The organism is Nocardia sp. NPDC060255, assembly GCF_042727395.1.
Taxonomy (GTDB): Bacteria; Actinomycetota; Actinomycetes; order Mycobacteriales; family Mycobacteriaceae; genus Nocardia.
Map to the genome: position 1 here is coordinate 81,346 of NZ_JBHXAU010000007.1, position 26,618 is coordinate 107,963.

Here is a 26,618-nt window from a genome sequence, read left to right on the forward strand (position 1 = left end):
CCACCTTAGGTCCCACCATCGGGGCGCGGTGGCGTCCCGCAGCCCGATGGTGGGCGCCCTGGCGGCGATCAGCAGTCGGTCGGTGCCGGTACGCCGCGGAACCGTTCGTCGATCCAGGACATCGCGGCAGGCGCGCCGAGCACCGCGGTGGTCAGGTGGTCCGGGCTAGGGAACAACTCGGACTGCACGCGCACCCCGGCCGCGCAGTACCGCCGCACGGTGTTGTCGATCGAGGCCACCGGAATCAGCGCGTCCTCCTGCGAACGCCATTGGTAGATCGGCATTTTCGGCACACCCTCGTAGAGCTCCAGGCTGTTCTCCTCCAGCACCGAGCGGGCGCTCGGATCGTCGGCCAGCGAGGTGGAACTGGCCACGTCCAGCACGTTGTGCCCGGCACCGGCCGCCAGGATCTCGTTGGTGCAGCCGTTGGCGATCTGATCGCGGGTCGCCCGGCCGAAATCGTTGAGGTTGTCGCTGATCGGCAGCCGCGCCGGGTACTCCCGCTCGAGCCCGATGGCCGCCGCCAGCGCGAGCCCGAACGCCGGATGCCGGGAGTAGCCGAGTCCCTCGGTCATCTTCACCAGGTTCATCGGAACACCACCCTCGGCCGCACCGACGATGTCGAGTTCCGGTGCGTAGGTGGGTGCCAGCGCGGCCGCCCAACCCGTCGCCATGCCGCCGCCGGAGTAGCCGAACATCGCGACCGGGCTCTGCGCGACGCCGAGCTGCGCGACCTGGCGGGCCGCGCGGATGCCGTCGAGGGTGATCATTCCGCCCAGCTTGGCCGCCCCGTAGGCGCTGGTCGGTCCGAGATGATCGGGCAGCGCCACCGACCAGCCGCGCAGCAGCACCGTGTTGAGCGCGGGTGCCTCGCGGACAGCGAGATTCGGGTCGCCGGTGTACAGCACCCGCGAGACGGCGCACTGGGTGCCGAGGCCGTTGATGATGTGCTGATAGGACAGCAGCGGGCCGCCGGGGACGTGGTCGTGCGGGGTCAGCACCGTGGTGGTGGCCGCGATCGGATTGCCCGCCGAATTGGTGGACCGGAACTTGATCATCGTGACCGTGCTGCCGGGAAAGCCGATCAGCGCGGGCATCGGCCGAACGGCGAGCACGTCACCGGGTTTCGCCCGATCGAGGTCGGGGGGTTGCGCGTAGAAGGGGTCGGGGTCCGGCTTGGGATAGATCGGTTGTGCCGCAGCGGTACCCGGCACGACGGCCACGTGTGCGACCGAAATCAGCAGGGCGACAACGGCGAGCGCGGGGCGGATGTGTCGAAACATGGCGATGAGCGACTCCCATTCATCACGACATTCACGGGGATTGTTGGGCATGTGGAAAGTCGAATAATCCGAAAAGTGGCCGTGAATAATCGCCCGGCCGGTGTTCGGACGAGCGACACGATATGGGAAAAAGGGAATGGCCAGAGGGAGCCGCGCCGTGCGAGCCCAGCGATCCGCGGTGGGGCGGCGCGGCATCGCCGCGTGGTTGCCCTCGCGCCGGTTACGGTGGTTCGGTGATGCTGCTCGTTGTCGGCCTTGTCCTGCTCGGGGTGTTCCTGCTGAGGTTCCGCCAGGATCGGCGACGCTTGAGCAACGGGGTGTTTCTGCTGCTCGGGTTGGCTTTCACCGGGGTATGGGCGATCGGATCCGGCGCGCAGGGTGATCTGCCGGTGGTGCTGGCGGGCCTGCTCGTGCTGCTTTCGCCACTGCTCGTGTTGCTGCTCGCCGGGTTGCTGATGATCAACGGTGTGCAGATGATTCGCCGGGAAGGATTGCGGATCGCGAACCTGCTTCCGCTGGGACTCGGGGTGGTGCTGCTGGTGCCCTATGTCTTGCTCGCGGTGGCCATTTTCACCGGTGATATCTGGTCCGTCGTGATTTTGGCGTCGGGCACCATGGCGGTGAGCTACATCGGATTCTTGTTCGCCAGCTTCCTGCTGTATTCGCTGTTCTACGGGTCGTTGCCTTATCGGCCGGGCATGGACGCGATCGTCGTGCACGGCTCCGGCCTGGTCGGCGCGCGGGTGCCGCCGCTGCTGGCCGGCCGCCTGGATCGGGCCATCGAGGTGTATCGCGCCGAGCTCGCGGCGGGGCGCAGGCCGCTGCTGATCGCCAGCGGCGGCAAGGGTTCCGACGAGGCCGTGTCGGAGGCCTCGGCGATGGCGGGCTACCTCGTCGACCAGGGGGTGCCCGCGGACAGCATTGTGCTGGAGGACCGTTCGACGACCACGCGGGAAAACCTGCTCTACACCAAGCGGTTACTGGGCGAGCGCGGCGAAACCACTCGAATGGTGTTGGTGACGAGCAACTTCCACATCCTGCGCACGGCGATCCTGGCCCGGCGCCTCGACCTGGACGCCGAGGTGACCGGTGCGCGGACCGCCTTCTACTACCTGCCCTCGGCGATGCTGCGCGAGTTCGCCGCGGTCGTCGTGGCCTACAAATGGATCAATGTGATCGCCTGTCTCGCGTTGATGGCATTGCCGGTACTCGCGCTGGTGCTGACCCGGGACCTGCCGCACCACTACGGCGACTGAGGTCGGCGCCTACCGCGTCCGGCTATTCGAAGGTCTTGTGCGGAATGCCGACCGTGAGGCCGCCGTCGATGACGAATTCGGCGCCGGTCGAATACGAGGATTCGTCGCTGGCCAGGAAGGTGATCAGCGCGGCGACCTCGGACGACTCGGCGGCCCGGCCCAGCGGGATCTGCAGGAAGTCCGCGGGAATGCCCTCGGTCATCGGCGTGCTGATCAGGCCGGGATGGACCGAGTTGACCCGAATCTTGTGCTGCGCCAACTCGAGTGCCGTCGACTTGGTCAGGCCGCGGACGGCGAATTTGCTCGCGACGTAGCCGTGCAGTCCGGGGCTGCCGCGCAGGCCTTCGACGGAGGAGATGTTGATGATCGAGCCGCCGCCCGCCTCGATCATCGCCGGTGTGGCGGCCTGCATGCCGAGAAACGTGCCAGTGAGGTTGATGTCGATGATCCGCTGCCATTCGGCCAGTTCGAAGTCGACGAGCAGGTTGCCGTTGGCGATGCCCGCGTTGTTCACCAGCACATTCAGCGAGCCGAACCGCTGCACCGCCTCGGCGACCGCGCCCTGCCATTCGGCGGGTTCGCGCACGTCGAGGTGCACGTAGGCGGCGGCGTCGCCCAATTCCTTGGCGACCGCGGCGCCTTCCTCGTCGAGCACGTCACCGAGCACCACGCGGGCGTCCTCGGCCACCATGGCCTTGGCGTGTGCCGCGCCCATGCCGCGGGCCCCGCCGCTGATCAACGCCACCTTGCCGGTCAACCGCCCCATCGAGGCACCTCCGTCTTTCGTTCGTCCACGCCAACGTACTGGAACACGTTACAGAAATGTGCCGGATCGGGTGCTGGCCGCGCGTCCGATGGTGCCACATCGGTGCTGCCGCCGGGGAATGTCGTTGCGGGCCAGCGACTTCGGGAGGGCGCGTCCGCGGCGCGGGAGGCGGTTTCTGATTCCGCGCCGCGAGCACCCCTAGCCTATATTGTCTCAGACAGCGGTCGCGGGCTTTCGGCGATCAGATATCGGCCGAATGCTCTCGTCCCGGTGGGCCGCTCGATTTAGGGTTTCCATATGAGTGAGCCCACCATTTTCACCATGGAATCGCTGCGGAAGGCCGCGGGCGCCGACCTCGGCGTGAGCGGCTGGATCGAGATCGGCCAGGACCGCATCACCGCGTTCGCCGAGGCCACCGAGGATCGGCAGTGGATCCACGTCGATCCGCAACGGGCGGCCGATGGGCCGTACGGCACGACCATCGCGCACGGGTATCTGACGCTGTCGCTGCTCCCGGCGATCATGCGGGAGATATTCGATATCGCCGACGCGGGTGCGCGGATCAACTACGGCCTCAACAAGGTTCGGTTTCCGTCGCCGGTGCCGGCGGGTTCCCGTATTCGCGGCCGGGCCACGATCGTCAGCGTCGACGAGGTGCCTGGAGGACTGCAGGTCGTCATTGCGACGGTCATCGAGCGGGAGGGTTCCGACAAGCCCGCCTGTATCGCCGAAACGATCGTCCGCGCGCTGGCTTAGGCGCTCGCTCGGCCGTCCGGCCTTCGCGGGACGGCGCGCTGTGGCATCATCGTGTAGAACACGTTCTAATTCTGTCCGCGATTCGCGGGAGGCGCACGATGACGAACTCACCATCCTCGGCGGCGCTACGCCGCTTCGCCAGGCGGGTGCCGGACATCGCCGAGGTGCCGGGCGGGCGACTGGTCGAGTTGCCGGGGCGGGGCCGCACCTACGTGGTCGACATCGCCGGACCGGCGGGCGCGCCCGCGCTGGTCCTGTTGCACGGCACCGGATGTACCGCCTACCTGAATTGGTTTCCGGCGCTGGCGCCGCTGGCCGAGCGGTACCGGGTGATCCTGTTCGACCAACGCTGGCACGGACGGGGGATTCGCTCCGAGCGTTTCTCCGTGCACGACTGCGCGGACGACGTTGTCGCCGTGCTCGATGCGCTCGGCGTGGAACAGGCTGTGTGCGCGGGATACTCGCTGGGTGGAGTGGTGAGTCTGGCGGCAGCGCACCGGCATCCGGATCGAGTGAGCGGACTTGTGCTGTGTTCCACGCCGTATCGGTTTCAGGAGAAATGGCGCGAGCGCGCCTTCCACCGGGCCTTCGGGGCATTCGCCGAGTCGGTCGGACCGTATTCCTTCCGGCGCATCGAGGAATTCGCCGGACGGCTGCCGGAAATGCCGGAAATCGCGTGGGCGCCGGGCCGATTGGATCGGTGGGCGCTCACCGAACTGCGCAGTACCAGCGGCTGGGCGATTACCCAGGTGATCGGCGAGGTCGGCCGATTCGATGCCACGGACTGGTTGTCGAGCCTGAAAATGCCGACCGCCGTGGTCATTACGACGCAGGATCGGGCCATTCCGGTCTATCGGCAGTTGGAGATGGCGACCATGATCCCCGGGGCGAGCATTCATCTGATCAAGGGCGGGCATGCGGCCTGCGTGCTGGCGGCCGATCTCTTCGTACCCGCGCTGCTCGAAGCCTGTGCGGCGGTCGCCGCGAGATTGTGAGTCCTGTTCGGCGGCAATGGCGAACAGGGCTTATCCGCGGATCACCCTAACTTTCTGGCGGCGGCAAGCAATTCGGCGACCACGCCGGGTACTGCGTCGGCGAGCGCGGAAATGTCGGGCACCAGTTCCCGGCAGGCGATGAAGCCGAAGTCCAGGTCGTCATTGTTCGAAATCACGGTCACCGTGAGTCCCGCGCCGTGGAACACCGGACCGAACGGGTACATCCCGTCCACCCGAACGCCGAGAAAGTACAGCGGCATCGGCGGGCCGGGCACATTCGACACCACCAGGTTGTGCACCACCGGATGCCGCTCGGCCAGCTTCAGCGACGAGTACACCCGGGCCGCGAGCTGAAAGGTGTTCGGCGGAGCGTACTTCGACCAATCCTGGAGGAAGTCCGCGCCGATGAGATCGTGTTCGGCCTTGGCGCCGCGGTTGTCCTCGGCCACCTGCAGCAGGCGTTGCACCGGATCCTCGACATCGGTGCCGAGCCGGGCGAACAGCGTGGACACCTTGTTGATGCCCGCGGTGTGCCGCGACGATTCGTGCACGGAGACCGGCACCGAGGCGACCAGCGAGCGATCCGGCAGTTCGTCGTGCTTCTCCAGATAGGCGCGCAGCACGCCGGCGACGACGGTCAGCACCACGTCGTTGATCTTCACCCCGAACGCGGACTTGATCTCCTTGATGGCGCCGAGTTCGGTCTCGGTGAACGCGACCGCGCGATGCGGGGTGATGGCCAGGTTGAACGGCGTGCGCGGCGCGGAGAACGGTAATGCCATGCCCGCCTTGTCGTTACGCCGCCGGTTCGCGAAACCGGCCACCAGGCCCAGGGTTTTCGGCACCATGCCGACGATGCCCGCCTTGGTCGGGAACTTGACCACCGCCTTGGCCAGCAATTGCCAATCGTTCGGGCGCGCTTCCGGCCGCCATTCCGCGGCGGGCGGGGTCTTGGCCGCGTGCGGTTCCAGGTCGCACAGGTGCATCATCATATTCGTGCCGGTGATGCCGTCCACCGCGGCGTGGTGATATTTGCAGATCACCGCGACCTTGCCGTCGTCGAGGCCCTCCACCACCGACATCTCCCAGAGCGGGCGGTCGCGGTCCATCGGACGGCTGGCGATATCCCCGACCAGTTCGGCCAGTTCGCGGCGGCCCGCCGGGGCCGCGATGCCGATGCGCCGAATGTGATAGTCCAGGTCGAAGTTCTGATCTTCCACCCAGACCGGGTGATCGAGATTGAACGGCACCTCGTAGACGCGGCGGCGCATCTGGGGGATCAGGGGTAGCCGCCTGCCTAGTTCGGCCTTGAATTTTTCGAAGGAATAGTCCGCTGAGCCGGGGTCGAGGATCAGCAGCGCACACACGTGCAGGTGCTGGGTCCCGGTTTCCAAGTAGAGAAAGCTGGCATCCAATCCGGTTAGTCGCTCCATAGCGAAAGACTACTAGAACGCGTTCTAGTTATTGGGCGAACGGGAGCGAAGTGGATCACAGTGGAGCGCCCTATTGTCAAGTGGGCTAACGGCATTGGCGGCTACTGAATGGCTAGTGGTTCGCGTCCGGTCGGGGGGTGAAATGCCTGGTTGGGCCGTTCCGGATCTTTATGTAACCCGGAGTTTCATGTATGTGTATGATGATTGCTACGGCCATGCAGGAAGGCGCGCGACGATGCAGTCGTGAGAGGAGTACCGATGAAGCTACTTCGTAGAGGTGAGCGACGACCGGACATCGATCCGGGCGAGGTGGCGTTGCACGCCCGCAACGTGCAGTTCCAGTGGGCCGATACGCCCCTGCACTGGATGCCGAACGAGCCGATCGCCTCGCACCTGATCAACTCGCTGAACCTGCTGCTGCCCGAGGGCGAGCGCATGTTCTGCGCCACCTACACCGAGGCGCTGCCGTTCGTGAAGGACGACAAGCTGCGCGAGGCGATGCTGGGCTTCATCGGCCAGGAGTCCATGCACGCCGAGACGCACGACAAGGTGCTCACCGAGGTGCTCGCCGCGCACGGCGTCGACCCGGAACCCTATGTCCGGCAGGCCGAGTATCTGTTCCGAAAGACTCTGGGGCCCAGGGGAAACGAGGGCATCGCGGAGCGTCAGACGCTGGTCGAGCGGCTGGCGGTCATCGCTTGCCTGGAGCACTTCTTCGCTTATCTCGGCGACTGGGTGCTCAACGCGGACCTGGAGAAGTTCGACGCGGAACCGCGCATCGCGGACCTGTTCCGCTGGCACGGCGCCGAGGAGGTCGAGCACCGGCATGTGGCGCACGATGTCGCGGTCTATTTCGGCGCAGGCTATCTGCGGCGCGCGGCGGTGATGACGTTCGTGTTCCCGACCTTCATCACGCTGGTGGTGCGCGGCACGAAATACATGGTGCACCAGGACCCCGAGCTGTCCGACCTCGGTTACCCGCGGTTGATCACGCGTGTGTTCGGCGCGATGTGGCGCGGCGCACTGCCCGGTGTGCCGTCGCTGTTGCGGAGCGCGTTGTCGACCTTCAAGCCCGGTTACAACCCCGGCTCGGTCGGGTCCACCGCGCAGGCGGTGGCATACCTCGCGAAGTCGCCTGCCGCGCAAGCGATTGCGTCGTGAATCTGCGTCCTGTTCCCGAGCGGCTGCCCGCAGATCTGTTCGGCAAGCGTGACCAGGATCGGGCGGTGCGGGTGCTCGACGCGGTCGCCTCGGCGCGGTTGAAGTGGACCACCATGATCAACCGGCGCGACCTCGCGCCGAAGGTGGACGACCATCGGCTGGCGCTGGTGGTGACCGAGCGGCGGATCGAAGCACACGACCAGGACGTGGTGAGCCTGCGACTGGAGGCGCCGGATCGGCGGGAACTGCCGCCGTGGCGGCCGGGCGCGCATCTCGATCTCGAGCTGCCGTCGGGGCGGCTGCGGCAGTACTCGCTGTGCGGTGATCCGGCCGACACCCGCGCCTATCGGGTTGCGGTGCGGCGCATTCCGGACGGCCTCGGCGGATCGGTGGAGGTGCACGACGCGCTGCCGGTCGGCGCGCCGATCACCGTGCGCGGGCCGCGCAATGCCTTTCCGTTCGCCGTGCCGGGCCATGGGTCACCCGCTGCCCGTTTGCATTTCATCGCGGGTGGCATCGGGATCACGCCGATCCTGCCGATGGCGAGGCTGGCGCGGCGGCTCGGTATCGAGTGGTCGATGGTGTACACCGGGCGTAACCGCGACACCATCCCGTTCCTCGACGAGATCGCCGGGTTCGGCGACCGGGTCACCGTGCGCACCGACGACGAGCACGGCCTGCCCGACGCCGCCGTACTGCTGCCGGGAGTTACCGCCGATACCGCGGTCTACTGCTGCGGTCCGGTGCCGATGACCACCGCCGTCGCCGCCGCGGTGCGCGAAATGCCCGGGGTGGAACTGCATTCCGAAAGGTTCTCGCCGCCGCCGATCGTGAACGGCGTGCCGTTCGAGATCCAATTCGCGTCCACCGGCGAGGTGGTCGAGGTGGCGGCGGATCGTTCCGCGCTCGACACTATTCTGGCGGCGCGCCCGGACCGTCCCTACTCGTGCCGTCAGGGCTTCTGCCGCACCTGCAAGGTGCGGGTGCTGTCCGGCGAACCCGAACACCGCGAAACCGTGCTCACCGCAGCCGAACACGAGGCGGGCGAGATGCTCGTCTGCGTATCCCGTTCGCCCGGTGGGCGACTGGTGCTCGATCTGTAACCACGACCTCTGGTCAGCAAGGAGAAACCGATGACGACCATCGAACCACCCGCGTTGGTGGCCGCCGAGCGGACGGTGCGCAGCGGCGAATTCGAGCTCGCCGTCTACGAATACGGCGATCCGACCGCGGAAACCGTGGTGCTGGTGCATGGCTGGCCCGACACCCATCACCTCTGGGACGCGGTGGTGCCGCTGCTCGCGCAGCGCTTCCACGTCGTCAGCTACGACACCCGCGGGCACGGGCGCTCGACCAGGACCCGGCGCACCGAGGACTTCCGGCTCGACGCGCTGGCCGGCGACTTCTTCGCCGTCGTCGACGCGGTCAGTCCGGACCGGCCGGTGCATGTGCTCGCGCACGACTGGGGCTCGGTGCAGGTATGGGAGGCGGTGTGCGAGCCGAGGGCGGCCGCGCAGGTCGCGTCGTTCACCTCGGTCTCGGGGCCGAACCTGGACCACATCGCGAACTGGATGCGTAACCGGCTGTCCCGGCCGACGCCGCGCAACATCTGGCAGCCGTTGACGCAGACGTTGTCCTCGGCCTACACCTTCTTCTTCATGACACCGGGGCTGCCGCGCGCGGTGTTCGGTCTGCTCGGCACCGAGCGGCGGTGGCAGCGGGTGGTCTCGATCATGAACGAGACGCCGCCCGCGAATGTGACGCTCGGCCCGACCTTCCGGCAGGACATGGTCGACGGGCTGCTGATCTACCGGGCGAACATCGTGCAGCGCCTGCTTTCGCCCCGGGATCGGCACACCGAGGTGCCGGTGCAGTTGATCGTCGCGGGTCGCGACGTCGCGGTCCGGCCCGCCGGATACGACGACGAGCGCAAGTGGGTGCAGCGGTTGTGGCGCCGCGATGTGCCCGCCGGGCACTGGATGCCGTTCTCCCACCCCGAATTACTGGCCACCGCGACCGCCGAACTGATCGACACGGTCAACGGCGGGACTGCGCCGCGTGGGCTGCGCCGGGCCGAAGTCGGCCGCAGCGCAGGGCGGTTCGAGGACCAGCTGGTGGTGATCACCGGCGGCGGCAGCGGCATCGGTCGCGAGACGGCGCTGGCCCTCGCGCGGCGCGGCGCCGAAATCGTGCTCTCGGACATCAATCTGGACTCGGCCAAGGAGACCGCCGAGCTGATCGCCGCCGAACACGGTGTGGCGCACCCGTATCAGCTCGACGTGTCCGACGCGGACGCGGTCACGGCGCACGCCGAGATCGTGCTGGAAACCCATGGCGTGCCGGACATTCTGATCAACAACGCCGGAATCGGCCAGGCCGGTGGGTTCTTCGACACCTCGGCGGCGGAATTCGACCGGGTCATGCGGATCAACCTGGGCGGCGTGCTGAACGGCTGCCGGGCCTTCGGATCCGCCATGGCCGAGCGCGGTCTGGGCGGGCATATCGTCAACCTGTCCAGCATGGCGGCCTACAGTCCGCAGCAGGGGTTCAGCGCGTACTCCACCAGCAAGTCGGCGGTGTTCATGTTCTCCGACTGCCTGCGCGCGGAACTGGCCGGTCGCGGCATCTCGGTGCACACCATCTGCCCCGGCATCGTGCACACCAATATCGTTGCCACCACCCGGTTCTCGGGTGTCAGCGCCGAGGAGGAGAAGGCCAAGCAGCAGCGCTACGACAACCTCTATCGCAAGCGCAGTTACGGGCCGGAGAAGGTGGCCGAGCAGATCGTGCGGGCCGTGGAGAAGGACCGCAGCATCGTGCCGGTGACACCGGAGGCGCGGTTGCAGTACCACTTCAGCAGGCTCGCGCCCGCGGTCGGCCGGTTCGTCGCGGCGCGGGTGAAGCTCACCTAGGCGGACCGGCCGCGCAGGTCGGCCTCGATGGCCGCGACGCGCTCGGCGTCGACGCCCCACGGGTGTTCGACGCCGACCCTGCGGTCCAGGTCCCACAGCAGGCAGGACTCGTCCGGCTCGGCGACCAGTGCCCAGGCCACCACGGTGCGGCCGAGCTGCTCGCCCATCGAACCGTGCGAAACCTTCGGCGGCCCAGCACCTTCCGGGAAATGGTGGAGGAAGCGGCCGTAGGCGGCGGCGCAGAACTCGGCGTAGCGCTCGGTGCAGAGAATGAACCCGTGCCAGGCCTCGTCCACGGCGTGTGACGGCATGCCGATAACCTGCCCGTCGCGCATGGCCGCGCCGCAGCAGCGCAACCATTGGCGCAGGCCGATTTCCACGAGTTCACGGGGTTGCCACGGGGAGGTCTTGTAGACGGCCTCGGGCAGCTCCAAGGCCGCGACGGTGGCGTTGACCGTCGCGAGGTCGATCGCGCGCGGCCGGGACTTGCGGAAGCTGAAAGACGGCACAGTTCACTGTACGCAGCGGCGGTGGGCCGTTACGGTTCAGGAATGGGTGAGGTCCTGATCGCGCTGGTGGTCATTGTGCTGGTGTTCGCGACGCCATTCGTCATCATCGGATTGATCGCCAGGGCTTTCCGCAACAGGCGGGTGCCGCCCCACCGGGGTACGCAACGGCGAAACGGCGGGGGTTACGACAGTTCGGACCCGTACTGGGCGGCGGGGGCCGCCGGGTACGCCGGTTCGGACGGTGGTTCGTCGAGTAGCTGTAGTGGTGGCTGGGATACGGGGCACGGCGGCGGGCATCACCAGCACGGTGGTCATCACGACAGCGGGGGCAGTAGCTGTGGTGGTGGAAGCAGTTGCGGCGGCGGGAGCAGTTCTAGCTGTGGTGGTGGGAGTAGCAGCAGCTGTGGCGGTGGGAGCAGTTCCAGCTGTGGTGGCGGTAGTTCCTGACCGGTGTCCGTGGGGCGCGCTGATTACGCGCTGAGCGTAATAGCTGACACTCGTCTTGACCTCAACGTTGATTGAGGTTCCATGCTGGTCCCTGTCGGACGAATCAGGGAAGCGATGGAGGATGGTCATGCGGGCTGTGCAGGCAGTGGAATTCGGTGGACCCGAAGTGCTTTCGGTGCGGGAAGTGCCCGAGCCGGTCGCCGGGGCGGGCGAGGTCGTGGTCGATGTGGCCGCCGCGGATGTGATGTTCCTGGACACCCGTTTGCGTAGCGGCTGGGGTGGCGAGTATTTCAAGCTGGCGACGCCGTACGTGCCGGGTGGTGCCGTCGCCGGGGTGGTCAGCGCGGTGGGCGACGGTGTCGATTCGTCCTGGGTCGGTAGGCGCGTCACCACCTCGACGGCGGCCAGCCAGATCGGTGGTGGCCAGCCGATCGGCGGTTACGCCGAAAAGGCCTTGGCCAAGGTCGAATCGCTCACCGCCGTGCCCGCGGGGTTGAGCCTGTCGCAGGCGGTGGCGCTGGCGCACGATGGCCGGATGGCGTTCGCGGTGTTCGATCGGGCCGCGATCCAACCGGGGGAGTGGGTGCTGATCACCGCGGCCGGTGGTGGCTTGGGCACCTTGCTGATTCAGCTCGCCCGTGCGGCCGGCGCGCACGTCGTCGCTGCGGCGCGGGGACATATCAAACTGGAGCTCGCCGAGCGGCTCGGTGCCGACACCGTGGTGGACTACTCAGAACCGGGCTGGTCGGACAAGGCCCGAGCGGCGACCGGTGGCGCGGGCGTCAACGTCGTGCTGGACGGTGCGGGCGGCGCGCTGGGTGCGGCCGCGCTCGACGCTGCGGCGGATAACAGCCGGTTCTATGGATACGGTGCCTCCGCAGGCGAATTCGCCGCGCTGGACACCGCGGCGGCGTCGGCGCGCGGCATCACCGTCTACGCGCTGTTCGACATCACCGACGCCGGCACCGATTGGCCTGCGCTGGCCGAGCGCTCCCTCGCCGAGGCCGCGGCCGGGCGGCTGGAAGTGGTGATCGGCCAAACCTTTCCGCTCGACGACGCCGAAAGCGCGCACGCCGCCATCGAATCCAGGACCGCGGTCGGCCGCACCCTGCTGACCGTGGGTTCTACCGTCTGAGACCGTTCGGTCGAGCACCTAGCGGGCACCCTGGCTCGGCGCTAGGGTGCCCTGCGTGGAGACTCTGATCGTTGTTGGTGTGGTTCTCGTAGTGCTCGCCGTCGTCATCCTGGTCGTGCAAATCGCCAGCAGACCCCCGGCCGACGAGAGACGTTGGGACAGAGACGATCCTGACGACTACGACGGCCACTGGGATGACCGCGACGACTACGACGAGCGGGACTGACCCTGCTCAGCCGACCGGCGTCAGCACCACCACGGGGATGGGCCGCTCGGTCATCTTCTGATAGGCGCTGTAACGCCCCTTGTTGATCTTATCGACGATCGCGAACCGGCGGGCATAGTCCGCATCCTCCGGATACGTGGGCCGCGCGACCACCGCAATCGTGCGCCGCCCGATCTGAATCTCACACTCCGGCTTGGCTTTCACATTCGCCAGCCACCCCGGCGGCCGCGGCGATCCACCATTGGACGCCGTCACCAAGTAGTCCGCCCCATCCTCCCCATACGTCAGCGCCGACGTGCGCGCCTGCCCCGTCTTGCGCCCCACCGTCCGCAGCAGCAACGTCGGATTGCCGAACAGCACCCGGTGCCCCACCAGCCCGCCGCTGTTCTCGTACACCCACTGATGCACCTTCAGCACATTCGCGAACACACTCGACATGATCGACCCTCCAGATCGGTTGCCGGACGCCCAACCCTAACCGCCACCCCGGGTCCAACTGGTGCAAGCCCCACCCCAGCCGGTAGCATCCCCCACGCCTGCGGTTCACCCGCAGAACAGGGGCGGTAGCTCAGTCGGTTAGAGCCGTGGACTCATAATCCATTGGTCGCGGGTTCGAGCCCCGCCCGCCCCACAAACCCGCTGCACTCGTACGTGAGCTGTGCTCATGCGGCGCATTCGCCTGGCTCGTTTCGCTCGAATTTTGCGGGGGGCGAAGCCTCCACGCCCCACTCGGCGGGCTGCGCCCCCCGGACCCCCATCCCGGTACGCCGGTCCCGAGGCCGTGCCCCGGACTCCTCCCAGTGATCCGCAAGGCTGTGGTTTTAGAACACGTCGCGCAGGGTCTCGATGACGCGGCTGCCGTTTATATCGATGCCGTCGGCTGCGGTCGGCGTGGCGCTGAGCATTGTCAACGCCTCGCTCGGTTTGCCGGACGCCAACAGTGCTTTCGCGGTGTTGGCGGCCTCGGCTTCCTTTGCACGGTGGCCGATCTTCCGAAACAGGTCCAGCGCCTGCTGGGAGAGGTCGGCGGCGCGCTCGGGATCGCCGATCGCGAGGTAGACCGCGCCGAGGTTGGCGAGTGCTTCGGCTTCGCCGAGGCGGAAGCCGGTCTCCCGGAACAAATTCAAGGCTTGTCGGGACAGGCTTGCGGCCTGCTCGAGGTTGCCCGTTTCCCGGCGCACCGTCGCGAGGTTATTGAGGTTGGTGGCTTCGCTGACGGGGTTGCCGATTTCCCGGAACAGAGTCAATGCGTGCTGGATGTGGGCGGCGGCTTGCTCGTGATCCCCGATGTGGTGGCGCACGAGGCCGAGGTTGCCGAGGGCGGTGGCTTCGCCGCTGGGGTTGCCGATTTCGCGGAACAGTGCCACGGCGGGCAGCAAAACGTCGGTGGCTTGTCCGTAGTCCCCAGTCTCGCGGTGCACGCTGCCGAGCATGTTGAGAGCGTCGGCTTTGCCGAGGCGGTACCCGGTCTCTCGGAACAGGATCAAGGCTTGCTGGAGCAGGTCCGTGGCCTGCTCGTAGTCGCCGGTATCCCGGAATATGCAGCCGAGTCTGGCCAGCGTGTCGGCTTCGCCGATGGGATGGTCGGTCTCCCGGTACAACGTCAGGGCCTGCCAGAGCAGGTCGGCGGCCTGCCCATAGTCACCGGTGTGCCGGTGTAAGCCGCCGAGGATGGCCAAGGTGTCGGCTTCGCCGACGGGATACCCGGCCTCCCGGTACAGGTTCAATGCCTGCCGGATCAGGTCGACGAGGGGCTTCCCGGTCGACCACTGCACGATGCCCAGGTTGGTGAGGGCGTTGGCGTGGCCGATGCGGTCGCCGAGATGGTCCGCGGCCGTGGCGGCGCGCCGGTGCAGCCGCAGGGCCGATGACCACGATCCTTCGCGTTCCAGCAATGCTGTCAGCACCTCGGTCAGGTCGACCATGCGTGCCGGATCGTGATCGGCGGTGTACTCGACACAGGCGAGCAGATTGGCTCGCTCGGTACGCATCCATGTCAGCGCGTGCACGTCGTCGTCGAATTCTCGCACCAGAGCACCGGGCACGGCGGCGGAGTTGTTGCCGTCGGCAAGCCGTGGCCTGCGCGTCAGCCATCGGTCCGCCGCCGCCGCGGTGCGTTGGTAATAGTCAAGCAGCCGTGATCGCGCACCGCCTCCGTCGCTGGATGACGCGGCGGCGAGGGCGCACGCGTATTCGCGCACCAGGTCGTGCAAGCGGTACCTACCGAGTGTTGTCTCCTCGACGAGGTTGTCGGTGTACAGAGCGTCGAGTTCGGTTCGGGCTTCCACGAGGGAGATGTCGTTCAACGCGGCAACGGCATGGGCGTCGAAGTCGGGGCCCGGATGTACTCCCAGCATGCGGAACAGTCGCTGCCTACCGGATGGCAGATTGTCGTAGGAAGCGGTTAACGCAGCACGAACTGCGCGCTGACCGCCATCGAGTTCACCGAGCCGATCACGGGCGGCGCGGAACTCCTCGGCCAGCCCAGTGAGTGTCCACACCGGATGGTGGGCGAGTCGGCCGGCCAGTAGCACGATCGCCAGTGGTAGGTATCCGCACAATCGGACGATCTCGGTGACGGCTGCGGTGTCGTCGCCGTACGGGTTCCGTTGTGCCAGTTGGCAGAACAGGTCGATGGCGCTGTCGGGGTCGAGGGTGTTCAGTGGCAGTGGGAGGGCGCTGTCGAGGGCGATGAGTCGGCGGCGGCTGGTGATCAAGGTCAGGCATTCCGGCCCGGTCGGCAGCAATGGTTCGATCTGGTTGTGGTCGCGGGCGTCGTCGAGGATCAACAGCACCCGCTTGGCGGCGACGCGGTCGCGCCACAGGTCTCGTCGTGCTTCTAGGGAATCCGGAATGTGCTTCGGTGCGATACCGAGCCCGGTGAGCAGCGTGGCCAGCACGTCGATGGGATCTGCGGGCACCTGCCCCGGAGTGTGCGAATTCAATTCGACGAAGAACCTGCCGTCAGGAAACCGGTCCGAGAGCAGATGCGCCGCGCGGGTGACCAGCGCGGTTTTCCCGACACCGGGCATGCCGTCGATGGTGTGGATGGAGACCACCCGGCCTGGTCCTGCGGCGTCCACGATCCGTTTTACCTCGAGGTCGCGGCCGACGAAGGTGGGGATATCGCGTCGCAGCGAGGTCAGCACCGTGGGGCGTACGGGTTGAGTGCTGGCCGCCTTCCACAAACGCTTCCAGGCCGACCGGTTCGATAATGATGAGGGGAGGGCGGGACCAGATTCTTGCCGGGCCAGCGAAATCAGTGTCACCAGCACTGGATCCAACGATTCGAAACGGGATGGCACGTTGCGCCCGCTGCGCCAATCGCTGATGCGCTGCATCGATGAGCGCTGATTCTGTGCCGGTGTGCGGGCGGCCTTCAGTCGTTCCTCGGTGGCGGCCGCGACTCGCTGCAGCGTGGGATTGCCTGCGGCCTCCCAGAGTTCGGCCAACCTGGTCACGAACAGCGCTCGTGGCGAGCAGTCTTCGCCAGAACCTCCGTCCCGGCCGGTCTCCGTTGTCTTGCCACGCACAGCAACACACGATAACGGTCTCGGGCCGCAGGTTCGACAGGTCGAGGTGCCGCAGGTGGAGGGATCAGCGGCGTCCAGTTATCCGGGCCGATGCGCGGGAGTCGATCTCGAGGGCTCGGTCGGGAGGGCTTCGAGTGCTGCGAGATAGGTTGTCGCGGTATCGGTTTCGGAGGCGCCCAGGTGGCGGTAGAGGTCGATGGCGTGGCGCAGGTTAGTGGTGGCGGTGGCGGTGTCGCCGAGGGCGGCTTGGCAGCGGGCGAGGCCTTCCGCGGCACGGGCTTGCGTAATTCGGCTGTCGATGCAACCGGCTACGGTCGACGCGGCGGTGAATATCGGCAACGCCTCGGCGGGTTTGCCGGATGCCAACAGCGCCTTCGCGGTGTTGGTGAGTGCTTCGGCCTCGCCGAGGCGGAAACCGGTCTCTTGGAACAAGGTCAGGGCCTGTCGGGACAGGCTTGCGGCCTGCTCGTGGTTGCCTATTTCCTGATACACCGTCGCGAGGTTGTTGAGGTTGGTGGCTTCGCCGCGCTGGTGGCCGATTTCCCGGAAAATGGTCAATGCGTGCTGGATGTGGGCGGTGGCCTGCTCGTGATCTCCGATGTGGTGGCGCACGAGGCCGAGGTTGCCGAGGGCGAGGGCTTCGCCGTCGCGATTGCCGAGTTCTCGGGACCGCGCCGCACCACGGAGCAGCAAGTCGGTGGCCTGTGCATAGTCTCCGGTCTCGCGGTGCACGGCGCCCAGGATGCTGAGCGTGTTGGCTTCGCCGAGGCGGAAGCCGTTCTCGCGGAACAGGATCAGGGCTTGTTGGAGCATTGCTGCGGCCTGGCCGTAGTCGCCGGTGTCGCGGAGTACGCGGCCGAATTTGGCCAGGGTGTCGGCTTCGCCCAGGGGATGTCCGATCGCCCGGTACAAGGTCAAGGCCTGCCGGAGCAGCTCGACGGCCTGCCTATAGTCGCCGATGTATCGGTATAGGCCGCCGAGGTTGGCCAGGGTGTCGGCTTCGCCCATGTGGTGGCCGATCGCCCGGTACAGGGCGAGGGCTTGTCGGAACAGGTCGACGGGTCGCTTCCCGGTATGGCACTGCACGATGCCGAGATTGATGAGGGCGTTGGCCTGGCCGAGGTGGCTGCCGAGGCGGTCCGCGGCCGCGGCGGAGCGCTGATGCAGCCGCACGGCCGATGACCACGGACCGTCGCGCTCGAACAATGCCGCGAGCACCTCGGTCAGCTCGACCATTCCCGCCGGATCGCGGTCGGCGGTGTATTCGATGCAGGCGAGCAGGTTGGTTCGTTCGGTACGCATCCACGCCAGTGCGCGCATCTCGTCGCTGAATTCCCGGATCACGGCACCTGCCACGACGAGGCCGCCGTCGTCGGGGCGTGGCCTGCGCGTCAGCCAGCGGTCCGCCGCTGTGGCGGTGCGGCGGTAGTAGTCCAGTAGCCGCTGTACCGCTTCGTCGTTGCCGGATGGCACTGCCGAGGTGAGGACGCGCACGTATTCGCGCACCAGGTCGTGCAGGCGGTACCGGCCGGGTGTGGTCTCTTGGATGAGGTTGTCGGTGTAGAGCGCCTCGAGTTCGGTGCGGGCTTCGGTGGGTGGGATGTCGTTGAGTGCGGCGACGGCGTAGGCGTCGAAGTCGGTGCCGGGGTGTAGGCCCAGCGTGCGGAATAGTTGTTGTCTGCGGGGTGGCAGGTTGTCGTAGGAGGCCGTGAGTGCGGCGCGGACCGCGCGTTGTCCGGCGTCGAGTTCGCCGAGTCGATCCTGGGCGCTACGGAATTCTTCGGCGAGGCCGGTGAGTGTCCAGGCGGGGTGGTGGGCGAGACGACCGGCCAGCAGCACGATCGCGAGCGGCAGGCGTCCGCATAACCGGACGATCTCGGCGACGGCCGTGATGTCGTCGCCGTGCGGGTCGCGTTGGGCCAACCGATAGAACAGGTCGATGGCATTGTCGGGGTCGAGGGTGTCCAGTGGTAGTGGGAGAGCGTCATCGAGGGCGACGAGTCGGCGGCGGCTGGTGATCAAAGTCAGGCATTCCGGCCCGGTGGGCAGCAAGGGTTCGATCTGGTTGTGGTCGCGGGCGTCGTCGAGGATCAGCAGTACCCGCTTGCTGGAGATGCGGTCGCGCCACAGGTCCCGCCGTGCGTCGAGGGAGTCCGGGATGTGGCCGGGTGTGATGCCGAGCCCGGTGAGCAGGGTGGCCAGCACGTCGGTGGGATCCGCAGGTGTCTGTCCTGGGGTGTGCGAATTCAATTCGACGAAGAACCGGCCGTCCGGGAACCCGTCTGACAGCAGATGTGCCGCGCGGGTGACGAGTGCGGTTTTGCCGACGCCTGGCATGCCGTCGATGGTGTGGATGGATACCACCCGGCCCGGTCCGGCGGCCTCCAAGATCCGCTGTACCTCGACGTCGCGGCCGACGAAGGTAGGGATATCGCGTCGCAGTGAGGTCAGCACCGTGGGGCGGACGGGTTGAGTGCTTGCCGCTTTCCATAAACGTCGCCAACCGGCCCGGTTCGACAAGACCGAGGGAACAGGGCCGGGTGTTTGCCTGGCCAACGCGATCAACGTGACCAGTACCGGGTCCAGCGATTCGAATCGGGAGGGCACATTGCGTCCGCTGCGCCAGTCGCTGATGCGCTGCATAGACGACCGATGGCTCTGCGCTGGCGTGCGCGCTGCTTTCGTCCGTTCTTCGGTGGCGGCCGTGACCCGTTGCAGCGTCGGATTGCCCGCGGCCTCCCACAGTTCCCCCAACCTGGCCACGAACAGCGCTCGCGGCGACGAGACGTCGCCACTACGTCCGTCCCGCCCGGTCTCCGCTCGCTCCCCACGCACAGCAACACACGATAACGGCATACGCCCGCATGTTCGACAGGTTGCTTCCGACGATCAGATGCTCCGGTGTTCTCCGGACCGGAATTTCGATCTGTGGGGTTCTACCTGCTGATTCAGGGTGGATCGATGGATCTGTCTTGGCGGTACTTCAGTGTTTCCAGTGATGATTGCGGCGCCATCCAGGAGTGATGGTCGAGGTGCCGCAGGTGGAGGGGATCAGCGGCGTCCAGTTATCCGGGCCGGTGCGCGGGAGTCGATCTCGAGGGCTCGGGCGGTGGGGGTTCGAGCGTGGCGAGATAGGTTGTCGCGGCATCGGTTTCGGATGCGCCCAGGTGGCGGTAGAGGTCGATGGCGTGCCGCAGGTGGGCGACGGCGGTGGCGGTGTCGCCGAGGGCGACGTGGCAGCGGGCGATGCCTTCCGAGGCGCGGGCTTGCTGGATTCGGCTGTCGATGTCGTCGGCCACGGTCGACACGGCGGTGAACATGGTCAGCGCCGCATCCGGGTTGCCGGACGCTAACAGCGCCTTCGCGATGGTGGTGAGTATCTCGGCTTCGTTGACGCGGTAGCCGATCTCCCGCGACAGGTCCAGCGCTTGCCGGGAGAGCTCGGCGGCCCGGTCGTGGTCGCCCATCTCGAGACGGACGGCGCCGAGGTTGGTGAGTGCGTCGGCCTCGCCGATGCGGTGGCCGGTTTCCCGGAACAAGGTCAGCGCTTGCCGGGAAAGGCTTGCGGCCTGCTCGTGGTCGGCTGTGTCCCGTCGCACGATCGCGAGATTGTTGAGGTTGTTGGCTTCGCCGATGCGGTGGCCGCTTTCCCGGCACAGGGCCAATGCCTGCTGGATCAGCTCGGCGGCCTGACCGTGATCCCCGATCGCGCGGTGCACGAGACCGAGGTTGCCGAGGGCGGTGGCTTCGCCGGTGCGATAGCCGATCTCCCGGTACAGCGCCACGGCACGCAGCAGTGTGCTGGTGGCTTGTCCGTAGTCTCCGGTCTCGTGGTACACGCTGCCGAGCAAGTTGAGCGCGCCAGCTTTACCGATGCTGTAGCCGGTCACCCGGAAGCGGATCAAAGCTTGTCGGAGCAGGTCGGCGGCCTGCCGATAGTTACCGGTGTCTCGGTGTAAGCCGCCGAGTCTGGACAGGGTGCAGGCCTCGCCGTTGGCGTAACCGATTGCCCGATACAAGGTCAGGGCCTGCTGGAGTAGGTCAGCGGCGCGCGGATAGTTACCGGTGTCGCGTTGTAAGCCTGCGAGATTGGCCAGGGTTTCGGCTTCGCCGTCGCGGGAGCCGGTCTCCCGGCACAGGGGCAGAACCTGCCGGAGCAGATCGGTGGGTCGCTCGAACTCTCCGGTCCGCCACAGCACGATGGCGAGGTTGGTGAGGGCGTTGGCGAGGCCGAGGCGGTTGCCGAGGCGATCCGCAGCCTCGGCGGCGCGCTGGTGTAGCCGCAGGGCCGTTGACCACGGGCCTTCGAGTTCCAGCAGGGTCGCCAGCGCCTCGCTCAGTCCGACCATGCGGGCGCGATCGCGGTCGGCGGCGTACTCGACGCAGGTGAGCAGGTTGGCTCGCTCGGTACGCAGCCAGGCCAGGGCGTGCAACTCATCATCGAATCCGCGTACCAGGCCGGAGGTCCGGTTGCCGTCGGCGAAGCGGGGTCTTCGGGCCAGCCATCCGTCTGCCGCCGCCGCGGTGCGCTGGTAGTAGTCCAGCAGTCGATCGACCGCACTGTCGCCATCGCTGGTCGACGTGGCGGCCAAGGCGCGCGCGTATTCCCGCACCAGGTCGTGCATGCAGTAGCGGCCGGGTGTGGTCTCTTGGATGAGGTTGTCGGTGTACAGCGCGTCGAGTTCGGTTCGTGCCTCGGCGAGCGGGATATCGTTCAGTGCGGCAACGGCATACGCGTCGAAGTCGGTGCCCGGATGGAGTCCCAGCGTGCGGAACAGTAGTTGTCTGCGGGGTGGCAAGTTGTCGTAGGAGGCGGTGAATGCGGCGCGCACCGGGCGTTTGCCCGCGTCGAGTTCGCTGAGTCGGTCTTGGGCGGTGCGGAATTCCGCGGCGAGGCCGGTGAGCGTCCAGGCGGGGTGGTGGGCGAGCCGGCCGGCCAGCAGCACGATCGCCAGGGGTAGGTACCCGCACAATCGGACGATCTCGGCGACCGCCGTGATGTCATCGCCGTGCGGGTTGCGTTGTGCCAGTTGGCAGAACAGGCCGATGGCACTGTCGGGGTCGAGGGTGTCCAGTGGCAGCGGGAGCGCATCGTCCAAGGCGATGAGCCGACGGCGGCTGGTGATCAGCGTGAGGCATTCGGGTCCGGTGGGTAGCAACGGTTCGATCTGGTCGTGGTCGCGGGCATCATCGAGAACCAGCAGCATCCGCTTGGCGGACACCCGGTCGCGCCACAGGTCACGGCGTGCGTCGAGGGAGTCCGGAATATGGCTCGGTGCGATGCCCAGGCCGGTGAGCAGGGTAGCCAGCACATCGGCGGGATCCGCTGGCATTTGTCCCGGGGTGTGTGAGTTCAGTTCGACGAAGAACCTGCCATCGGGAAACACCTCCGACAGCAGATGTGCCGCACGAGTAACCAACGCGGTCTTCCCGATGCCAGGCATGCCATCGATGGTGTGAATAGAGACCACCCGGCCTGGCCCTGCGGCCTCGAGGATGCGCCGCAGTTCGGCGTCGCGACCGACGAGCGTGGGGATATCGCGGCGCAGCGAGGTCAGCACCGTAGGGCGGACGGGCTGACTGCTCGCCGCCTTCCACAACCGCCGCCAGGCCGACCGGTTCGACAAGACCGACGGAACGGGACCGGGTGTCTGCCGGGCGAGCGCGATCAGTGTCACCAGCACCGGATCCAGCGATTCGAAACGAGACGGCACGTTGCGTCCGGCGCGCCAGTCGCTGATGCGTTGCATCGATGAGCGCTGGCTTTGCGCCGGTGTGCGTGCGGCTTTCAGCCGTTCCTCGGTGGCCGCCGCGACACGCTGCAACGTGGGATTCCCTGCGGCGGCCCACAGTTCGGCCAACCTGCGCACGAACAGTGCCCGCGGCGAAGAGTCCTCGCCACGACCTCCGCCCCGGCCTAGCTCCGTTCCCTCGCCACCCACAGCACCACACGATAATGGCCTGGTCCGTGCCCCGCCGGTGCGAGCCCCGCCCGCACCACCGTTACTTCGGCGCGCCCTTCTCCTTGGTTTGCTTGGCGAGTTCTTGTTCGAATTGTTCGGGGGAGAATTTGCCGTCGGTTTTGAAGGCCCAGCAGCGGGTGGCGGTGAGTTTGGTGGGGAGGTCGGCGGTGCCGGATTCTTTTGTGGCGGGGGCGAAGGTGCCGTTGGGGGCTATGCCGCAGACGTAGAAGACGGTTTTGTCGAGGATGAAGAAGAAGCCGGTGATGGGGCCTTTTTCGGGGGCGTTGGTGGCGGTGCACTTGCTGGCGGTGATGGGGGTGGGCTTCTTGTCGCCGGGGGCGGGCTTGCCGGGGGCAAAAGTTTCGCAGCGGTAGGTCGGGGAGGTTGTTTCGGCTTGGGCGGTGGGGGCGAGGGCGAGCAGGGTGGCGAAGGTGGTGATGCCGGCCGCGGTGAGGTGGGTGGGGCGGTAGGGCACGGGGTGGGCCTCGTTTCTGGGGGTGGTGGACCATCCCGCTATTCGGACCCGAGTTGGTTGTTGGATTGGTTCGCAGGCGCGCGATCTCGGCCAGCGCGGTCATGGCACCGAATCAAAGTGCTCATTTGGTGAGCACTTCGGTGTGGATGATGAGTGTCATGGCAAGCATTGATGCAGGTTCTGTCCGTTTTCCCGATGCGGCGCATTGGGATTCGTGGCTGGCCGACCGGCATGACGAATCGGCGGGTGTGTGGTTGGTGATCGCCAAGAAGGGGGCGGACGGGCTGACGATCGGCGAGGCGCTCGACGTGGCGCTCTGCTACGGGTGGATCGATAGTCATCGCAAGGGGCTCGACGAGCATTACTACCTGCAGCGGTATTCGCCGCGGCGGGCGAAGAGTCCTTGGTCGCGGATCAATGTCGGGAAGGCCGAGGCGCTGATCGCGGTAGGACGGATGCGGCCGCCCGGATTGCTGGCGATCCGGGCGGCCGAGGCGGACGGGCGGTGGGCGGCTGCGTGGGCGCAGACGACCGCGCCTACTCGGGGCGTGTCACTCGCGCAGACCGGTCGAACGCCGCTTGCGCACGCTGGGCCAGGTCGGCGCCGAGTTTGAAGCCCTGGGCGGCGAGGTCCTGATGTGCTTGCGGGTCACTGGTTTCGGTGCCGTAGAGGATTTCGATGGAGGATTGGGCGATCTCGGAGTAGCCGGCGATGCCCTCGTGCAGCTGGAGTGTGATCGAGTCCTTGTAGCCGCGGCGATCGAAACTGTCCTGGTTGACGCCTGCCAGCGCGATGTAGTGCAGCTCATTGATCGCGCTCGGTCCGTTGGGGGAGGTGTTCTCGTAGGCCCAGCCTCGGCTGAATACGCGATCGATCCAGCCCTTGGCCAAGGCGGGCATCGACCACCAGTAGACCGGGAACAGCAGGGCGACGACATCGGCCGACTCGATCAACTCTTGCTCGCGCCGCACGTCGGCGGGCACGTCGCTGAGCAGTCGGTGGACCGCGAGGTCCGCTGCGGTGAATGCGGGGTTGAAGCCCGCCGCCGTCAGGTCATGCGTGGTGGCAGTGGTACTTCCGTCCGCTTGAATGCCCTGCTCGACCGCGCGGGCGATAGCCCAGGTGGCGGACTCGTGATCCGGGTGGGACACCACGAGCAGTACGTTCGGCCGACTCCGTTCGTTCGTCATACGGCCAAGGTAAGGTATGACATTAACGTCAATGTCAAGCGAGGAGCTCGCGGGTGCAGATCAAGGATTTGAGCGAGCGCACGGGCGCGAGCCCGCGGATGCTGCGCCACTACGAGAACGCGGGCGTGCTCACCCCGCGACGCGACCCCAACGGCTACCGGCATTATCGCGAAGAGGACGTCCAGACGGTGCACGACATTCGCTGCCTGCTCGCCTCCGGCCTCTCCCTGTCCGAAGCCGCCGCCGTGATCCACATCGCGTGCACCGCCCCGCACAGTGCCACCGACCAGGATCGCGACGATGTGCTCGCGCAACTCGACGAGCGCACCCGGCAATTGGACGCAGGCATCGAACGCCTGCTCGCCGAGAAGGCCAACCTCATCAAACTCCGCCAGGACATCACTATCGGTCGCTGACCACCGCTGCAACCCGGCAACTCTCGTACTGTGGGTTACGGACTGCCCACTTGCCGGGGTCCCGAGCCGAGCCGAACGCGCGGTCAGGGTCGCGGCCGAGCCGAGCGCGAGGACCATGTCGGACAACGCCACAGCAGCTAGACCCGGTTTCGACGCGGTGATCGCGGCCGCCGACTACCCGGTGTTCGTCGTGACCGCCCGAGCCGACGGCCGCCAGGCGGGCTGCCTGGTCGGCTTCACCTCGCAGGTGAGTATCGAACCGCCGCGGTTCCTGGTCGGCATCTCCAAGAACAATTTCACCTTCGGCGTCGCGATGGCCGCCGAACACCTCGCCGTGCATCTGCTCGGCCGGGAACAGTCTTCGCTGGCAGCGCTTTTCGGCGCGGAGACCGGCGACGACATCAACAAGTTCGCGCACTGCAAGTGGGCGCCGGGCCCGGCCGAGCTGCCCATCTTGGCTGCGGCCGCGGGCTGGTTCACCGGACGCATCCTCGAACGGCACGACCTCGGCGATCACGTCGGCATGCTCATCGCGCCCGAGGAGTCCTCGGCTCCGTCTTCGTCGATCGAACCGTTGCGCTATAACTCCGTCGCCGACCTGAAGCCAGGCCACGTGGCATAAACGCGTCAGGCCACCTGGGCGGGTTCGTCCGAGGCCTGTTCACGCAGGGTGTTCAGCGTCTTCGACAGAATGCGCGACACCTGCATCTGGGAAACACCCAACTGCTCGGCGATCTGCGCCTGCGTCAGCGATTCGAAGAACCGCATGATCAGCACCCGTCGCTCCCGCGCGGGCAGCGCCGCGATCAACGGACGCACCGTCATCGACTGCTCCAGCAGCTCGTAGCACGGTTCATCGGCGCCGAGTCCCGCGGTGACCGGCAGCGGCGAGTTCTCGCCGTCGTCGCGGGTGACCCCGTCGATCGAGCTGGTCTGATAACCGTTGCGCGCGATCAGCGCCTGGGTGACCTCGCTGAGCTCGACCTCGAGCTCGGCGGCGATCTCCCTGGCCGTGGGCACTCGCCCGAGCCGGTTCGACAATGTTTCGGTGACGGGCCCGATCAGCTGCTGAATCTCCTTGAGCCTGCGCGGAACTCGCACCGCCCAGGTCCGATCCCGGAAGTGCCTGCGCACCTCGCCCATGATCGTCGGAACGGCGAAGGACAGGAATGAACTGCCGCGCGAGACGTCGAAGCGGTCGATCGCGAGAAGCAAACCCACCCTGGCGATTTGCTGCAGATCGTCGAAAGCCTCACCGCGGCCGGAGAATTTACGCGCGATGTGCTCGGCCAGCGGCAGACACAGCCGGGTCACTTCCTCGCGCAAGTCATTTCGATGCGGGTCGTCCGCCGCGAGTGTCGCCATCTTCTCGAACCATGGCTCGATGTTGTCATAGCTGTCGCCGCGTGAACTCGTGCGTCGCGGCGCATCGGCCAGGTCGGTGGTGAACTCACGTTGCATCGGATGTCCCTCGTTCCCAACTGAATTCGATGGCTGTCGGATACCCGCCCGCGTCGAGATCAAAAGAGCCCTGGATCATCTCGGCCGAATCGGTGAGCACCTGCACCAACTGCCAGCTCAGCGGATCGCGACTCACTTCGACATCCTTTGTCGTCGTCGCGCTGATCCGTACGCTGATCCGCCGTCGGTTGTAGGTGAACGCACACCGCAGGGTCGAGCCGGGCACCGCGTCGAGCATCAACGCGGTCGCCGCTTCGCTGAGCACCAGCCGAATATCCGGGATCGCATCGAGCGTGACATCGGCCATCATGCACGTGGTATCGGTGAGCGCACGCAACATCCCCAGTTCGTGCGGCTCAGCCGCCAGTTCGAGGGCCACTTGGTGCGCGACCACCGCCGTCCGGGGTGGTGTCGAGACACCGGAATCCACCTTCATCATGTTCACCGCCTCCCTAACGATTCACTCCGGCCATACCCGCGAAGCGTGGCCCCAATCCGAGAGCCGATATCGGGCCGCCGCGATGTGACTCGTCTTACCCGCGCGGATAGGGCACAAAGTCCCGCCGGGCAGGGCACAAAGACTCTGAATGTGCGGTGTTTCATTATGATTCCGACACGAGCGGACGACCCTCGGCACGGCACAAAAACCGCAGGTAGCGCGCATACTTACCCGGTGATGGAAACAGGCGCGACGGCCACT

The 26,618-nt window shown here is 66.8% G+C and carries 23 protein-coding genes and 1 tRNA gene; 12 read left to right on the forward strand and 12 right to left on the reverse strand.

Annotated features, from left to right (window positions below):
* Positions 1–68 precede the first annotated feature (68 nt).
* Positions 69–1,283 (reverse strand): lipase family protein, encoded by a 1,215-nt coding sequence (locus tag ACFWF1_RS15730; protein WP_379282898.1) that lies wholly within the window; start codon positions 1,281–1,283, stop codon positions 69–71.
* Between the two features lie 236 nt (positions 1,284–1,519).
* Here ACFWF1_RS15730 and ACFWF1_RS15735 point away from each other — a divergent pair, with 236 nt between their 5' ends.
* Positions 1,520–2,539 (forward strand): YdcF family protein, encoded by a 1,020-nt coding sequence (locus ACFWF1_RS15735; protein WP_379282899.1) that lies wholly within the window; start codon positions 1,520–1,522, stop codon positions 2,537–2,539.
* Positions 2,540–2,561: 22 nt separating this feature from the next.
* Here the strand turns inward: ACFWF1_RS15735 and ACFWF1_RS15740 are convergent, their stop codons facing one another.
* Positions 2,562–3,305 carry a glucose 1-dehydrogenase gene (locus tag ACFWF1_RS15740; protein ID WP_379282670.1) on the reverse strand — a complete coding sequence of 248 codons (744 nt, stop codon included), beginning with the start codon at positions 3,303–3,305 and terminating at the stop codon, positions 2,562–2,564.
* A 297-nt stretch (positions 3,306–3,602) separates the two neighbouring features.
* Here ACFWF1_RS15740 and ACFWF1_RS15745 point away from each other — a divergent pair, with 297 nt between their 5' ends.
* Together ACFWF1_RS15745 and ACFWF1_RS15750 are read left to right on the forward strand one after the other, a co-directional pair.
* Positions 3,603–4,061 carry a MaoC family dehydratase gene (locus tag ACFWF1_RS15745; protein ID WP_379282671.1) on the forward strand — a complete coding sequence of 153 codons (459 nt, stop codon included), beginning with the start codon at positions 3,603–3,605 and terminating at the stop codon, positions 4,059–4,061.
* A 98-nt stretch (positions 4,062–4,159) separates the two neighbouring features.
* The gene (locus tag ACFWF1_RS15750; protein WP_379282672.1) at positions 4,160–5,056 is read left to right on the forward strand and encodes an alpha/beta fold hydrolase; all 897 of its coding nucleotides are present in this window, start codon (positions 4,160–4,162) and stop codon (positions 5,054–5,056) included.
* A gap of 41 nt (positions 5,057–5,097) precedes the next feature.
* Here ACFWF1_RS15750 and ACFWF1_RS15755 read toward each other — a convergent pair whose 3' ends face one another.
* The gene (locus tag ACFWF1_RS15755) at positions 5,098–6,489 is read right to left on the reverse strand and encodes a wax ester/triacylglycerol synthase family O-acyltransferase (RefSeq protein WP_379282673.1); all 1,392 of its coding nucleotides are present in this window, start codon (positions 6,487–6,489) and stop codon (positions 5,098–5,100) included.
* A 258-nt stretch (positions 6,490–6,747) separates the two neighbouring features.
* Between ACFWF1_RS15755 and ACFWF1_RS15760 the strand changes: the two genes are divergently transcribed.
* The 3 genes from ACFWF1_RS15760 to ACFWF1_RS15770 are packed head-to-tail and all read left to right on the forward strand — an operon-like array spanning position 6,748 to position 10,562.
* On the forward strand, positions 6,748–7,650 hold the full coding sequence (locus ACFWF1_RS15760; RefSeq protein WP_379282674.1) for a metal-dependent hydrolase: 903 nt from the start codon (positions 6,748–6,750) through the stop codon (positions 7,648–7,650).
* Positions 7,647–8,753, forward strand: coding sequence for a PDR/VanB family oxidoreductase (locus tag ACFWF1_RS15765; RefSeq protein ID WP_379282675.1), 1,107 nt, complete (start codon positions 7,647–7,649; stop codon positions 8,751–8,753). The genes ACFWF1_RS15760 and ACFWF1_RS15765 overlap by 4 nt, the downstream gene beginning before the upstream one ends.
* Before the next feature lie 30 nt (positions 8,754–8,783).
* Positions 8,784–10,562, forward strand: a complete 1,779-nt coding sequence (locus tag ACFWF1_RS15770; RefSeq protein WP_379282676.1) for an SDR family oxidoreductase — start codon at positions 8,784–8,786, stop codon at positions 10,560–10,562.
* Here the strand turns inward: ACFWF1_RS15770 and ACFWF1_RS15775 are convergent.
* Complete coding sequence (locus ACFWF1_RS15775; protein WP_379282677.1) at positions 10,559–11,071, reverse strand: hypothetical protein; 513 nt, start codon at positions 11,069–11,071, stop codon at positions 10,559–10,561. The genes ACFWF1_RS15770 and ACFWF1_RS15775 overlap by 4 nt on opposite strands.
* Positions 11,072–11,645: 574 nt before the next feature.
* On the opposite strand from ACFWF1_RS15775, the gene ACFWF1_RS15780 reads away from it, so the two are divergent.
* Complete coding sequence (locus ACFWF1_RS15780; RefSeq protein ID WP_379282678.1) at positions 11,646–12,653, forward strand: zinc-binding dehydrogenase; 1,008 nt, start codon at positions 11,646–11,648, stop codon at positions 12,651–12,653.
* Between the two features lie 55 nt (positions 12,654–12,708).
* On the forward strand, positions 12,709–12,879 hold the full coding sequence (locus ACFWF1_RS15785; RefSeq protein WP_379282679.1) for a hypothetical protein: 171 nt from the start codon (positions 12,709–12,711) through the stop codon (positions 12,877–12,879).
* Between the two features lie 6 nt (positions 12,880–12,885).
* Here the strand turns inward: ACFWF1_RS15785 and ACFWF1_RS15790 are convergent, their stop codons facing one another.
* A complete protein-coding gene (locus ACFWF1_RS15790) occupies positions 12,886–13,317 on the reverse strand; it encodes a nitroreductase family deazaflavin-dependent oxidoreductase (RefSeq protein ID WP_379282680.1) in 432 nt (143 codons plus the stop codon).
* 119 nt (positions 13,318–13,436) lie between these two features.
* Here ACFWF1_RS15790 and ACFWF1_RS15795 point away from each other — a divergent pair.
* Positions 13,437–13,510: transfer RNA gene (locus ACFWF1_RS15795), tRNA-Ile, on the forward strand.
* Between the two features lie 190 nt (positions 13,511–13,700).
* Here ACFWF1_RS15795 and ACFWF1_RS15800 read toward each other — a convergent pair.
* The 4 genes from ACFWF1_RS15800 to ACFWF1_RS15815 form a co-directional block, all read right to left on the reverse strand.
* Positions 13,701–16,340 (reverse strand): ATP-binding protein, encoded by a 2,640-nt coding sequence (locus ACFWF1_RS15800; protein ID WP_379282682.1) that lies wholly within the window; start codon positions 16,338–16,340, stop codon positions 13,701–13,703.
* 150 nt (positions 16,341–16,490) lie between these two features.
* Positions 16,491–19,247 carry an ATP-binding protein gene (locus tag ACFWF1_RS15805; protein WP_379282683.1) on the reverse strand — a complete coding sequence of 919 codons (2,757 nt, stop codon included), beginning with the start codon at positions 19,245–19,247 and terminating at the stop codon, positions 16,491–16,493.
* A gap of 230 nt (positions 19,248–19,477) precedes the next feature.
* Positions 19,478–22,354, reverse strand: a complete 2,877-nt coding sequence (locus tag ACFWF1_RS15810; protein WP_379282684.1) for an ATP-binding protein — start codon at positions 22,352–22,354, stop codon at positions 19,478–19,480.
* A gap of 61 nt (positions 22,355–22,415) precedes the next feature.
* Complete coding sequence (locus ACFWF1_RS15815) at positions 22,416–22,850, reverse strand: hypothetical protein (RefSeq protein WP_379282685.1); 435 nt, start codon at positions 22,848–22,850, stop codon at positions 22,416–22,418.
* 158 nt (positions 22,851–23,008) lie between these two features.
* On the opposite strand from ACFWF1_RS15815, the gene ACFWF1_RS15820 reads away from it, so the two are divergent.
* A complete protein-coding gene (locus ACFWF1_RS15820) occupies positions 23,009–23,464 on the forward strand; it encodes a YdeI family protein (RefSeq protein WP_379282686.1) in 456 nt (151 codons plus the stop codon).
* Here ACFWF1_RS15820 and ACFWF1_RS15825 read toward each other — a convergent pair.
* The gene (locus ACFWF1_RS15825) at positions 23,388–24,041 is read right to left on the reverse strand and encodes an NAD(P)H-dependent oxidoreductase (RefSeq protein ID WP_379282687.1); all 654 of its coding nucleotides are present in this window, start codon (positions 24,039–24,041) and stop codon (positions 23,388–23,390) included. The two genes, ACFWF1_RS15820 and ACFWF1_RS15825, sit on opposite strands and share 77 nt — an antisense overlap.
* Before the next feature lie 53 nt (positions 24,042–24,094).
* On the opposite strand from ACFWF1_RS15825, the gene ACFWF1_RS15830 reads away from it, so the two are divergent.
* Positions 24,095–24,457, forward strand: coding sequence for a MerR family transcriptional regulator (locus tag ACFWF1_RS15830; protein WP_379282688.1), 363 nt, complete (start codon positions 24,095–24,097; stop codon positions 24,455–24,457).
* A 115-nt stretch (positions 24,458–24,572) separates the two neighbouring features.
* Entirely contained in the window at positions 24,573–25,079 is a 507-nt protein-coding gene (locus ACFWF1_RS15835) for a flavin reductase family protein (RefSeq protein ID WP_379282689.1), read from the forward strand.
* Positions 25,080–25,084: 5 nt separating this feature from the next.
* Here the strand turns inward: ACFWF1_RS15835 and ACFWF1_RS15840 are convergent, their stop codons facing one another.
* On the reverse strand, positions 25,085–25,918 hold the full coding sequence (locus tag ACFWF1_RS15840; RefSeq protein ID WP_379282690.1) for an RNA polymerase sigma factor SigF: 834 nt from the start codon (positions 25,916–25,918) through the stop codon (positions 25,085–25,087).
* On the reverse strand, positions 25,908–26,357 hold the full coding sequence (locus ACFWF1_RS15845; RefSeq protein WP_379282691.1) for an anti-sigma factor: 450 nt from the start codon (positions 26,355–26,357) through the stop codon (positions 25,908–25,910). The genes ACFWF1_RS15840 and ACFWF1_RS15845 overlap by 11 nt, the downstream gene beginning before the upstream one ends.
* Between the last annotated feature and the right edge of the window lie 261 nt (positions 26,358–26,618).